Genomic DNA, 11,948 nt, shown 5'->3' with positions numbered 1-11,948 from the left:
TCCTAGCCCACCCGGATGCGCGGATCGACGACGGCATAGAGGATGTCGGCAAGCAGCGAGCCGATCAGCACCATGGTCGCCGAGAACATCAGGATGCCCATCACCACGGGATAATCGCGGTAGCCGATGGAATCCAGGAACAGCCGGCCCATGCCGGGCCAGGTGAACACGGTCTCGGCGACCAGCGCACCGCCGAGCAGCGTCGGAAACTGGAGGCCGGCCACAGTGATCATCGGCAGCAGGGCGTTGCGCAGCGCGTGCACGGTGAGGATGCGCCATTCCGGCATGCCCTTGGCGCGCGCGGTTCGGATGTAGTCCTGGTTAATCACCTCGAGCATGGAGGAGCGCATGAAGCGACCCCACATCGCGGTCTCGACCAGCGCCAGCACCAGCGCCGGCGCAATCAGATGATGCAGCAGGTCGAGGAAGGAGCCATCGCCGACCGTTTGGCGATTGCCGGCCGGCAGCCAGCCGAGCTTCACCGAGAACACGTAGATGGTGACCAGGCCGAACCAGAAGGTCGGGATCGACAGCGCGATCATGGCGCCGACGGTCGCCAGCGTATCGAACAGCGAATAGCGGCGCAGCGCGCCTAGCACGCCGATCCAGCAGCCGAGCAAAACCGCGATGATCGTCGCCGTCGCCATCAGCTCCAGCGTGGCGCCGAGATGGGAGGAGATCACAGACAGCACCGCCTCGCCGTCGCGATAGGACTTGCCCCAATCGCCTCTCAGCATACGGCCGAACCAGTCGAGATACTGGATCGGCAACGGGCGATCGAGGCCGAGCTGCCTCGTGACGCGGTCGAGGTCCTCCTGCGTCATCTGCGCGGACGCCGCGTATTGCGACAGCGGACCGCCGGGGGCCAGATGCAGGATGGCAAACCCGATCGCGGAGACGATCACGAGCAGCATGATCGCCTGCGCCAGGCGGTTGACGACGTAACGGGCCATCTCAGGCGATCCAGCGAGCCTGAGGCATCAGGCCCAGTACCATTCGCGGATGTTCCAGCAATTGATGGACGTGTTGATGTTGGGACGGAAGCCCTGCAGCCCCTCCTTCACGCCCTCGGCGATAAAACCCTGGAACAGCGGCAGGATGGCGAGGTCGTTGCGGATCAGCTTTTGCAGATCGCCATAGGTCGTCTTGCGCTGGGCGAGATCGAACTGTCTGGCGCCCTCGGCAAGCAGACGATCGGCCTCGGCGCTGTTGTACTGATAGGTGTTGAAGCCACGGCCGCCCTTGGCAGGGATAGCGCCGGAGCCGAAGCGCGGCGTCACGTCGGGGTCGCTGCCGAGCATGAAGTTCACGGACACCAGCACCGAATTGAACTTCGACTGCTGCCAGAAATCGCCCCAGATCACGGCGGCCGGCATGTTGTTGACCCGCATCGCCGCGCCGATCGCGCGCCAGTCCTGGATCAGGAGCTGCTGGGTTTGCTCGCGCACCGCATTGCCCGACGTCGTCGAGTTGGTGAATTCGAGCTTGACCCCACCCTTCTCGCGGATGCCGCCGGAGCCCCGGGTCCATCCGGCCGCGTCGAGCAACGCGTTGGCCTTGGCCGGATCGTATTTGTGTTGCGGCAGGCCCTGCTGGAACGACCAGGCCTGTTGCGGCACGAAGCTCTCGGTCTGCGTCGGCAGGCCGTAGTTCAGCGCATCGATGATCGCCTGCTTGTTGATGGCAAGGTAGAGCGCCTCGCGCACCGCGCGATCGGCGAAGGGGCCGAATTCGAGATTGGGCGCGACGTGCTCCACCGACGACGTCGCGGAGACGAAGATCTTGCGGCCCTTCAGCGTCTTCGCCTCCTGCACGAAATTCGGCAAAATGCCTTGCAGGCCGGTGTAGTCGACCTGCCCCGTGCGGAACTGGGTGTAGAGGACGGTGAGGTCGGGGATGTATTTGAAGACCACGCGTTCGACGTAAGGTCCCTTGCCGTGGTAGCCGGCGTGGGCATTCAATTGAATGTGGTCGCCGGGCACGCGCTCGCCCCAGCGGAACGGCCCGGTGCCGACAGGCGCATTGTGGAACGGCGAGGCGTTCGGATCCGACAGCTTCTCCAGGATGTGCTTCGGCACGATGAAGGTGAGCGACAGGATCGACATGTAGGGCGAATAGGGAGCCTCCATCCGCCAGTGGATCTCGTCGGGCGCGACGACCTTGATGTCCTTGACGAGGTTGTGGCCGACGCGGTTGCGGACGCGGAAGTCGGGATTGTTGATCAGGTCCAGCGAGAACTTCACGTCCTCGGCCGTGAACGGCGTGCCGTCATGCCACTTCACGTCGCTGCGCAGCTTGATCTTCCAGGTCAGGCCATCGGCCGACAGGCCGCCATTCTCGATGGTCGGGACTTCGCGCGCGAGGTCGGGAACGAACTTGCCATCGGGCTCGATGAACCAGAGCGGCGAGAACACCTGCCACCAGATGCCCTGATCGACCTCGATGCCAGGCATCAGCGGATGGAAGACGGTCGGCTCCTGCGACAGCGCCGCGATCACCTGCCCGCGCGGCTTGTCCGGCGGATTGGTCGGGCGTTCGCTCTGCGCAAAGGCGTTGCCTGCAAGGGTCCATCCCGCCGCGGCACCCGCGCCGAGCTGGAAGAATTGTCGGCGATTCGGAATGCCGAGATGACGCAGTCCGCCAACGCCGAACTTGCCGGTGCTGTCTGCCATGACCAGTCTCCGTTCCCGCACACGGCACCGTCTCCCGCGCCCCCGAGACCCGGCAAAGGGACAGGAGTGGGCTTTAGTGCTTCTAAATTTTTCAGTCAAAAGTTCATCATGACTAAATACAGCTGTCAATCACATTGCTAGGATGCGCGACCTTTTCACGCCGCCGGCCATTCCGGCGGCGAGGCAATGCATGGGAGAGCGACATGGATGGTCGCGGCGAGACCAACAGCCCGAAGGACGCCCCGGCGATCGAGGCTGACGATGCGGTCGACCAGCGGCTCGGCGAAACCGTGCGGCTGCTGCGGCAGCGCGCCGGCCTCTCGATCCAGGACGTCGCCACCAAGACCGGGCTCTCCAACGGCATGATCAGCCAGCTCGAACGCGCGCGGGCCATGCCGTCGATACGGACGCTGCGCCTGCTCAGCATCGCGCTCGACGTTCCCATCTCCTATTTCTTCGAGACCACCGATCCCGCCGACGTGCAGCGCTACATCGTGCGCAAGAACAGCCGGCGCCTGTTGCGGCTCACCGCCAGCGGCGTCGTCAAGGAAGCGCTGACGCCGGCAGACGAGGGCCAGCTCGAACTCTACGAGCTGACGCTCAACCCCGGCGCCTCGTCCGGCACCGACTTCTTGCAGCACACCGGCGAGAAGGCCGGGTACATCCTGTCCGGCAGCCTGCGGCTGTGGCTCGACAACCAGGCTCATCTGCTCGAGGCCGGCGACAGTTTCCGCTTTCCGAGCATCGTGCCGCACATGTTCGACAACCCGACCCAGCAGGCCGCGCGTGTGATCTGGGTCACGACGCTGCGCCAGACCGATTCGCCGGCAGGTTGAGCGCGAGGAACGCCGGCGCCCCGCCGGAAATTGCCCCTCGACGCAGGCTCGCGGAGCCTGTAGCTGACGTGAAGCCGGAGCAATCTACAGCGCGAACGCGAGGGTCCCGCGATTGACGTCGCTGGTGTGAGACCATGAAACTCAGACCGCTTCTGACACTCGCGATGGCCGCGCAGGTCGCCGTGACCGCCGCGGCCCTCCTCGCCTCCTATGCCGGGACCGGGTTCGGCTTGGCCCAGGTCGTCGCTTTGCTGGTAAGCGGCGCCGTCGCGGTCCTGCTCGCACGGCTGTGCACGCGCGCGATCGAAACGGCGCAGGACAAACGCGCCGCCGCGCAACTGGCCGAGCAGGCCCAGGCCAGCGCACAGATGACCCAGGCCGTCATCAAGACCGCGCTCGACGCTTTCGTTCAGACCGATGCGAACGGCATCGTCCTGGAATGGAGTGTCCAGGCCGAGGCCCTCACCGGATGGACGCGCAAGGAGGCGCTCGGCGCCGACGTCGTCAACCTCCTCATCGCCGAGTCGCTCCGCGACGGCTTCAGGCAACGCATGATGCGGCTTTTGCCGGAACTGTCGGATACGCCGATCGGCATCCGGTTCGAAGCGACGCTGCTGCATCGGAACGGCGACCAGATCCTGATCGAGGCGTCGAGCACGGCGCTCCAGCTCGGCGGGCGCACCATCATCAACAATTTCGTCAAGGACGTCACCCAGAAGCGCGCCGCCGAGGAGCAGCTGATCCAGGCCCAGAAGATGGAGGCGGTCGGCCAGCTCACCGGCGTCATCGCGCACGAATTCAACAACATGCTCACCGTGATCACGGGGACGATCGAGATCCTCGCCGACGCCGTGAAGGACGACCCGCCGCTTGCGACCATCACCAAGCTGATCAGCGAAGCGGCCGATCGCGGCGCCGCGCTGACGTCGAGCCTGTTGTCCTTTGCCCGCAAGCAGGCGCTCCAGCCGGCCGAGATCGACGTCAACGAGCTGCTCGAAGAGGTGGCAAAGCTGCTGCTGGCGACCTTCGACAAGAAGATCGAGATCGTGTCCAGGCTTGACCGCAACGTCTGGCTGGCTTTCGCCGACCGCGGCCAACTGAGCGCGGCGCTGCTCAACCTCGCGATCAACGCACGCGACGCGATGCTGGATGGCGGCAAGCTCACGCTGACGACGCGCAACGTGGTGTTCGGCGTGCGCGAGGCCGTCGCGGTGGGCGCCGGCTATGCCGGCGACTATGTCGAGATCGAGATCGCCGATACCGGCACGGGCATTCCGCAAGCCATTCTCGAACGCATCTTCGATCCGTTCTTCTCGACCAAGGATGTCGGCAAGGGCACCGGGCTCGGCCTCAGCATGGTGTTCGGTTTCGTCAAGCAGTCCGGCGGCGGCATCAAGGTCACGTCCGAAGAAGGCCGCGGCACGATTTTCACGATCTACCTGCCGAAGGCCGAGACCAGTACGCTCCGTCCGGCCGGCTATGACGAGCGCAAGGTCGTGGGCGGCACGGAAACCATCCTTTGCGTCGAGGACGATCGCGACGTCCGCCAATATGTCACCGTCCAGCTCGAAAGCCTCGGCTACAAGGTCATCTCCGCCGCCAACGCGACCGAAGCGCTCGCCATCGTGGCCGACGGCGCGCCGTTTGATCTGCTCTTCACCGACATCGTGATGGCCGGCGGCGTCAACGGACGCGAGCTCGCCGAACAGATGGTGGCCGCGCGGCCCTCGCTGCGGGTGCTGTTGACGTCGGGTTATGCCTACGATTCGCTGCACGCGCAGGGGCGTGCCACCATGGGCGCGCCGCTTCTGGCAAAGCCGTACCGAAAAGCCGAGCTCGCGCGCATGCTGCGCCGCTCCCTCGACACCGCCGTTGACGCCGCGGGCGATCCGATCCCGACGCCGTACTCGGTGCAGGCGGATGTTGAGGGCTTTTTACGCAGGCAGGCATTGGAAGACGGCGCGACTCGATCGCGGAAGACGTAGGTTTCCGCTGGCCGGCCGGACCGAGCCAACGATGGCTTATGCACAATTCTCTTGCAACCTGTGCGGGCGGCCGGAATATTGTCTGCCCCGGACAACCTACCATTTCAGACGCCAGACGTTTTGAAGACCTAAGCCCTACTTGACATCATTCGAGGACCAGCCCATGGCGGACGTCGCAAATCAACAATTCAAAGAGCAAACGCCGAACACCTATAAGTGGGCACTGGGAGCAAGCGGTGTGGTCGCGGTCGCGACGACAGCGGCATTGTCGATAGCCCCCGAAGTCGCAGGTTACGCTATGGCTGGCCTGATGTTCTTCATTTTGCTGATGTTCATCGTCGTCAACTTAGAGATTGGGACGACTGCCAACGCCAATCCTCTTGCGCAAAATGCGCGGCTCCAGGTGAAGGTCTTGTCCTGGTTTGCAACCGTCGCTCTCATCCTGGGAGCGACATCGATCATGTCGTCGATCCTGCTTGGATGGCCACTACAAATATCAATTGCCCAAGACACGGGATCGAAGAAATACCTCGATTCCATCAAGCGCTATGACCTCCCGAAAAGCACCATCGAGCGAATTGCAGCCGGCGTCTGGCAAGAAAGGCTTCTGAGGGATAACTCAGCTCTCTATACATATACGGAGACGAGCTTCACACCGCACTTCCTGACATTGTGGGACGACAAGCGAAACGTGACTGTGCGAATTCCAACGCGGGGCGGCATGCTGGAATGGTCCATCAATGACAAGTTCAAGGACTGCGACGGCGAGTATTGCTGGGGTGACGTCAACCAGGCGACGATGTTTAGATGATGATGCATTGTCCTTGTCGCTCGCTTTTCGACAAAGGTTGATCGGGAAGCGCGGCGCTTTTCGCTAGCTCATCCTTCGCCGCAGCGTTGCCGACGGCGTCTCACCGAATTTTTCGCGGTAGGCACCCGCCATGCGGCCGAGATGGGTGAAGCCGAGATCGAAGGCGATCTCGGTGATGGAGACATCTGGCGAAGCCTGCGCGAGCCGGGCGTGCAGAGCAGCGAGGCGCATGTCGAGCAGCACCTCCGAGATCGACACGCCGAAGTGGCGGCGGAAGCCGAGCTGGAGCGCGCGGACGCCGATCCCGGACGCGCAGGCGAGCTGCGCGAGGTCGAGCGGCTCACCGGCATTTTCCGCAAGATGGTCCCGCGCGGCGCGCAGTGCACGCGGCAAACGCTCGGCTTGCCCCGAGAACCTCCTGATGGCATCCGACAGGCCATGGCGCTGGCCATTGAGGAGATGATCGAGCAGCACCTCGCGCCAATCGGCCATCGCGACCGGTGAAAGCCTGCCGGACGGCCCGAGACGCTCGGCGAGCAGCATCAGCTCGGCAAGGCTGGTCTGCAGGGCCTGCCCCGCCGGTGCGTCGAGGTCGATCGCGGCATCAAACTCGACCGGGCCGGCCGCCCTGCCCGACAGCGACGCAGCGCGTTGCTCGACCATGCGACGGTCGAGCAGCAGGATCGCCTGCGCACAGTCGCTCCACATCATCCGGGTCGGGATGGTCGGCGACAGCAGCGACGCCGTCCGGCCCGGCGCAGCATCGATTTCGCTGACGCCGGCACGAATGCGGGCGGTGCCGGTGAGCGGGACCTGCACCAGGAAGAAGCGCTCGAGGCAGCCGGGATCGATGCTCACCGACCCGCCATAGGCGACATAGTTGATGGAGAAGCCGTCGAACGCCGCGCAATTGTGCCGGGCGGAGAAACCGGGTCCGCGCGGCCGTACCGGCTCGAGATTGTGCGGGCAGAAGATGCGTCCGATCTGCTCTGCCGCTTCGTCGACATCGTCCGTGGTGACGCGGGCGAAGTCCGCAAGCCGTTCGGCTGCAGACGTTCTTGCGGTCATTTCCAGCACGGCTGCGGACATCATCGACCACGCTTCGCGTCACGGAATTGCTTTAAGCCTATAATGGTTCCTCGAACGCGGAAAGGGCCGCGTCGCAAAATCATCATGCTGCACGGCAACAGTCGCGTCCGGATTCGTTTAGCGGATAGACACCGACCGTCGACGGGTCGAAGCTCCATCCTCGCCGGAATCCATGAGGAGCGAGCCATGACTGCACTCGAAAAGGGCATAACCGCTGTTGGCACGGGCTATGGTGGCAAGAGCTGGAACATCCTTGGTCAGGTCTATTTTCCCAAGGCCGTCACAGATTCCACCTTCGCGTTCGAGACCAACAGCGAGCCCGGCCAGTTCGTGCCGGTGCACATCCATCCGACCCAGGACGAGTTCATCCTGGTGCAGGAAGGCACGCTCGACCTCAAGCTCGACGGCCAATGGGTCAAGGCCCATGCCGGGGATCTGGTGCGCATGCCGCGCGGCATACCGCACGGCTATTTCAACAAGTCCGACAAGCCGTGCCGCGCGCTGTTCTGGGTCTCGCCGATGCAGAAGCTGGAGGCGCTGTTCAACCAGCTCCACAATCTGACCGACCCCGCCGAGGTCGTGCGCATCTCGGCGCTGCACGAGGTCGACTTCCTGCCGCCCGAGGCCAACGACTAGGCAGCGGCCTCCCCGTCCACTTTCATCTGCTTGCAGGTCCGCCGGCCGCGCATCGCGGCCGAACGTGGCCGCTTGCGCCCGAAACACATTGATCGCGAGGAATCCCATGGTCAGCCCCAAGCATGTCTGCGTGATCGGCGCCGGCGTCTCAGGCCTCGCCGCCGCAAAGGCGTTCTCCAGCCACGGCCACCGCGTCACCATCGTCGAGCGCAGTGCCGATCTCGGCGGCGTCTGGGAGCCGGCCCGCTCCTATCCTGACGTGCAGACCCAGAGCCCGAAGGAGCTCTACCGCTACACCGATCGCGCCATGCCGGACAGTTATCCGGAATGGCCCACCGGGCCGCAGGTCCATGCCTATCTCTGCGACTATGCGAAAAACTTTGGCCTCGATCACATGCTGCGCCTCAACACTGGGGTCGCCGGCATGGAGCGCCGCGCCGATGGCAAACCGGGCTGGACGCTCACGCTATCAGGCAAGGACGGCGCGACCACGAACGAGAATTTCGATTTCGTCGCGGTCTGCACCGGGCAGTTCAACGAGCCGCGCGAGCTGCATTGCCCGGGCGAGGACGGCTTTCTGGCGCAGGGCGGCCAGATCCTGCATTCGTCGACATACAGCGATCCGACGCTGGCGAAAGGGCGGCGCGTCGTCGTGCTCGGCGGCTCGAAGTCGGCGACCGACATCGCCGTGAACGCGGTGAAATCGGGCGCGCGCGAAGTCACCATCGTGATGCGCGAGCCGGTGTGGCGCATTCCCTATTTCATCGGCGGGCTCGTGAACTTCAAGCGCATCCTTTACATCCGCGCGCAGGAGGAGATGTTTCCGGGCTGGGGCGCGAGCTCCATGGCACGGCTCGCGCACCGCATCGCCGCGCCGCTGATCTGGGCGAACTGGCGCGGGCTGGAGAGCCTGCTGAAGGCGCAGCTCAAGCTGAACCGGTGCAAGATGGTGCCGAAGGAGCGGATCGAGGACGGCGTCAACTGCTCGGTGCCGATCGCAACGCCGGACTTCTACCCGATGGTCGCCGACGGCCGCATCAAGGCGGTGTTCGGCAGCTTCGACCACTATGAAGGCGACAGCATCGTGATGAGCGGCGGCGAGCGCGTCGCGACCGACGTCGCCGTGCTCGCGATCGGCTACAAGCTCGGCGTGCCGTTCCTGCCCGAGGCCTATCGGCAGAAACTTGTCGATGCGGACGGGCAGTACCGGCTCTACCGCCTGATCGCCAACCCTGATCTGCCGGAGATGGGCTTCGTCGGCTTCAACTCGTCGTTCTGCACCGTTCTCTGTGCTGATCTGGCGGCGAACTGGCTGGTGCGCTATGCCGACGGACAGCTCGCGAACCAGCCGACGGCGCAAGCGATGCGCGACAATGTCGAGATGATGCTGCACTTCAAGCGGGTCGAACGGCCGGCCGCCGGCGTCTATGGCGGCCTCTGCGTCGCGCCCTATCACTATCGCCATTTCGACGAGCTCATGGCCGATATCGGCGCCAAGAACCAGAAACGCGGCGGGCTCGCCGGACACTTCCAGCCGCCGGATGCGGATGCCTATGCGAAGTTCCTGGCGACGGCGCCGGAGTACCGGGCCACAGCGTAAGGTCGGAGAACCCGGACTGTGCGTGATTTGCAACTCGCCAGTCCGCGCGTTTGATGTTTACGATCCCGTGACCGACGAATCTCCGGCACATGGGAACCGGCCATGGGACGACGATGTCACGCCGCCATAGCCCTGGCGGTGCTTGGGCTGATCCTCACGACGTTCACAGTCAGCCACGCACAAACGCCTAACGCGAAGCAATCGGAGGCGCTCGCCACCTATGATCGCGCGCTCGGCGATTTCAAATCCATCCTTGCCGAGCGGCGCCGACACATCGAGGCGAAGGAACCGCTGCCGAACCTGCCGGGACAGGCGCTCTATCTGGCGCGCGTCGCTGTCATCAGTGCTTACAAGGATCTCACCGACGCCATGCCGTCGCGGATCGGCAAGCCCAACAAGTTCGAGATACCACCGGCCTATTTCGACGCCGACATCGAGCCGCTGATCGACGAATATTCAAAGCTGTTCGACGTCATGGAGGCGCCGCCCGCGGGCGCGCAGAACTCGGCGACGCCGTTCAAGGACGTCGTCGATCTCGCCACAGCGATCGCGCGCGCCAAGGGGCTTGCACCGGCTCACGCCGAAGCTGCGGGCCGGATCAGCCTCGGGCTGTTCTTCGCCGAGACCAACGGCAAGCAGAATGTCCGCAACGGGCGCTCGAACACCTATATGGGCAGCTTCCAGACCGGCCCGTCCGAGGACCGCAACGGCCGCAGAAAATGGGAGGCCATCAAGGGAGACATCGCGGCGGCCGACCCCGAATTGAGCGCCCGCGACGACAAGGAAGAGGCGCGCGCCCGCGGCACGGACTATCGCTTCAACCACTGGACCAACGTGCGCGACGGCCTGATGAACGCGCATGCGGAGGTCTTCCCGGAGATTCCGGGAATCGTGAAGACACTGCCCGACCCGATCGACCAGATGAAGCTGTTCGAGCTGATCCAGATCGTGCCGACCCCGACGCGGTCCGCGCTCAAGTCCGGCGATCTCCTGAATTACAGGGTGTCCAGTCCAACGATTATGAAGCACCTGCGCAACAACAGCATCTTCGCGTTTGGACAGGCCGACCGGGCGCGCAACTCGGCCAGCTTCCGGGAGATCCTCGCTGCGATGTGGCTGTTCAACCGCAAGTTCGAGCGCGCGATGGTGAAATATTCGGAGATCAAGGGGCGCTGAGGACATACAGAAGGGCGACGCCCCGCGAGACTCAGCACAATTATAGATAGAGTGTGAGCTAGTTCATATCAGCGACCCCATGCCGGGCGTAGTTTTGCAAGGAGATGTCTCGCGTCCCGGCGCCAAAGCGTTGCGGGTTTCCGGACGTCAAGCCGAGCGAACATCTGTCAATCCATAGGAGGACAGGCCATGAAGTTCGCAGCACTGCTTTTTGTTTTCACTCTCGCCGCACTCACGACGACTGTTCCTGCAGATTCGGCCAACGCGTGCGCGCGCCCCTGCGGACACTATTGTTGCGGATAATCGGCGGAGAATTCCAATGCGCCCATTGGTCAAGTGGGGGGCATTAGTCGCGATCGTGAGCATCGCACCACTGGCATCCGTGGCCGCGATACATCTACGCACGCCCCCAAATAAGCTCAACGAAGCAATCACCGCTATCGGCTTTCACCCGATAACGCCACCGGTCCTCCTGCGCGCTCCAGGCTCCATCTATCATGTCTCTCCGAACGGCCAGGATTACGACATGCTGTGCGAAGTCTCGCCGGATCGGCTGGTCGGCGTCACTCGTACTTCATCTTCAGCGACCCAGGTCACTTCGGAGCTACGAAAGACACAGTATTCGCTCGACTCAAAAGTCGTGCGTTCGATTCAGTCACATACCGATGCAAAATTGGCAGAAGCTGTAAAGCTCGAGCTTGATGACGTTCAGGTGTTGGAAATCTCACTTGAAGATCTATCAATCATCGCGGAGGAGCTGTTCCGCCGCGAGTCCTGCGATCGGGAAGTGAAACGTTATCTGGAAAACGGGGAATACGTTTGCCAGGGACAGCGGGTTCTCAAGGCGTCGACGAAATACGTCGCGGCCTATGACAATTCAGCGGCAGGCTCCGTGGAGCAAACGACGGACTTGATAAGGAATAATTTCGATCCGACTGTCAGCATACAGGGCGGTCAGAGCCTCTCTGGAGCGAACCTCTATTATGGAATGAGACTGGCACCGCGGTGCCTGTCCCTCCAGGATGCCAAAAGGCAGCCACGGCCGCCGTCCTCGCTCTGGGACAGACTGGTCAATCACTTTCCTTCGCTTGAGTTCTTTTGAATACGGCCACGCGATCCGACACGGCGGCAGGAGTGTTCATG

The 11,948-nt window shown here is 63.4% G+C and carries 10 protein-coding genes; 7 read left to right on the top strand and 3 right to left on the bottom strand.

All coding sequences use genetic code 11. The features are described 5' to 3' along the window. Nucleotides 1-2: 2 nt before the first annotated feature. Nucleotides 3-953, bottom strand: coding sequence for an ABC transporter permease (locus ACVJ5M_RS11700; protein ID WP_063981450.1), 951 nt, complete (start codon nucleotides 951-953; stop codon nucleotides 3-5). Between the two features lie 27 nt (nucleotides 954-980). Beyond that, nucleotides 981-2,672 (bottom strand): peptide ABC transporter substrate-binding protein, encoded by a 1,692-nt coding sequence (locus ACVJ5M_RS11695; protein ID WP_063981449.1) that lies wholly within the window; start codon nucleotides 2,670-2,672, stop codon nucleotides 981-983. A gap of 203 nt (nucleotides 2,673-2,875) precedes the next feature. Between ACVJ5M_RS11695 and ACVJ5M_RS11690 the strand changes: the two genes are divergently transcribed. The 3 genes from ACVJ5M_RS11690 to ACVJ5M_RS11680 all read left to right on the top strand — a co-directional run bounded on the left by ACVJ5M_RS11690 (nucleotide 2,876) and on the right by ACVJ5M_RS11680 (nucleotide 6,304). Next, on the top strand, nucleotides 2,876-3,508 hold the full coding sequence (locus ACVJ5M_RS11690; RefSeq protein ID WP_063981448.1) for a cupin domain-containing protein: 633 nt from the start codon (nucleotides 2,876-2,878) through the stop codon (nucleotides 3,506-3,508). A 134-nt stretch (nucleotides 3,509-3,642) separates the two neighbouring features. Further along, nucleotides 3,643-5,493 (top strand): ATP-binding protein, encoded by a 1,851-nt coding sequence (locus ACVJ5M_RS11685; RefSeq protein ID WP_354099545.1) that lies wholly within the window; start codon nucleotides 3,643-3,645, stop codon nucleotides 5,491-5,493. Nucleotides 5,494-5,656: 163 nt separating this feature from the next. Next, a complete protein-coding gene (locus ACVJ5M_RS11680; protein ID WP_187387948.1) occupies nucleotides 5,657-6,304 on the top strand; it encodes a hypothetical protein in 648 nt (215 codons plus the stop codon). Nucleotides 6,305-6,367: 63 nt separating this feature from the next. Here the strand turns inward: ACVJ5M_RS11680 and ACVJ5M_RS11675 are convergent, their stop codons facing one another. After that, nucleotides 6,368-7,393 carry an AraC family transcriptional regulator gene (locus ACVJ5M_RS11675; protein ID WP_354099568.1) on the bottom strand — a complete coding sequence of 342 codons (1,026 nt, stop codon included), beginning with the start codon at nucleotides 7,391-7,393 and terminating at the stop codon, nucleotides 6,368-6,370. Nucleotides 7,394-7,579: 186 nt separating this feature from the next. Between ACVJ5M_RS11675 and ACVJ5M_RS11670 the strand changes: the two genes are divergently transcribed. The 4 genes from ACVJ5M_RS11670 (at nucleotide 7,580) to ACVJ5M_RS11655 (ending at nucleotide 11,907) form a co-directional block, all read left to right on the top strand. After that, nucleotides 7,580-8,029 (top strand): cupin domain-containing protein, encoded by a 450-nt coding sequence (locus ACVJ5M_RS11670; protein ID WP_063981444.1) that lies wholly within the window; start codon nucleotides 7,580-7,582, stop codon nucleotides 8,027-8,029. A gap of 88 nt (nucleotides 8,030-8,117) precedes the next feature. Continuing rightward, complete coding sequence (locus tag ACVJ5M_RS11665; RefSeq protein WP_187387947.1) at nucleotides 8,118-9,629, top strand: flavin-containing monooxygenase; 1,512 nt, start codon at nucleotides 8,118-8,120, stop codon at nucleotides 9,627-9,629. 102 nt (nucleotides 9,630-9,731) lie between these two features. Continuing rightward, nucleotides 9,732-10,805 carry a hypothetical protein gene (locus tag ACVJ5M_RS11660; protein WP_063981442.1) on the top strand — a complete coding sequence of 358 codons (1,074 nt, stop codon included), beginning with the start codon at nucleotides 9,732-9,734 and terminating at the stop codon, nucleotides 10,803-10,805. A gap of 319 nt (nucleotides 10,806-11,124) precedes the next feature. Next, nucleotides 11,125-11,907, top strand: coding sequence for a hypothetical protein (locus ACVJ5M_RS11655; protein WP_063981441.1), 783 nt, complete (start codon nucleotides 11,125-11,127; stop codon nucleotides 11,905-11,907). Nucleotides 11,908-11,948 lie beyond the last annotated feature (41 nt).

Source organism: Bradyrhizobium sp. S3.7.6, from assembly GCF_054061875.1.
Note: the sequence above shows the minus strand (reverse complement) of the source record. Positions and strands in the feature narration are given on the sequence as shown.

Excerpts from the sequence above, each read along its gene's own strand:
- ACVJ5M_RS11700 (WP_063981450.1), bottom strand. The coding sequence starts at position 953 with ATGGCCCGTTACGTCGTCAACCGCCTGGCGCAGGCGATCATGCTGCTC.
- ACVJ5M_RS11695 (WP_063981449.1), bottom strand. The coding sequence starts at position 2,672 with ATGGCAGACAGCACCGGCAAGTTCGGCGTTGGCGGACTGCGTCATCTC.
- ACVJ5M_RS11690 (WP_063981448.1), top strand. The coding sequence starts at position 2,876 with ATGGATGGTCGCGGCGAGACCAACAGCCCGAAGGACGCCCCGGCGATC.
- ACVJ5M_RS11685 (WP_354099545.1), top strand. The coding sequence starts at position 3,643 with ATGAAACTCAGACCGCTTCTGACACTCGCGATGGCCGCGCAGGTCGCC.
- ACVJ5M_RS11680 (WP_187387948.1), top strand. The coding sequence starts at position 5,657 with ATGGCGGACGTCGCAAATCAACAATTCAAAGAGCAAACGCCGAACACC.
- ACVJ5M_RS11675 (WP_354099568.1), bottom strand. The coding sequence starts at position 7,393 with ATGTCCGCAGCCGTGCTGGAAATGACCGCAAGAACGTCTGCAGCCGAA.
- ACVJ5M_RS11670 (WP_063981444.1), top strand. The coding sequence starts at position 7,580 with ATGACTGCACTCGAAAAGGGCATAACCGCTGTTGGCACGGGCTATGGT.
- ACVJ5M_RS11660 (WP_063981442.1), top strand. The coding sequence starts at position 9,732 with ATGGGACGACGATGTCACGCCGCCATAGCCCTGGCGGTGCTTGGGCTG.
- ACVJ5M_RS11655 (WP_063981441.1), top strand. The coding sequence starts at position 11,125 with ATGCGCCCATTGGTCAAGTGGGGGGCATTAGTCGCGATCGTGAGCATC.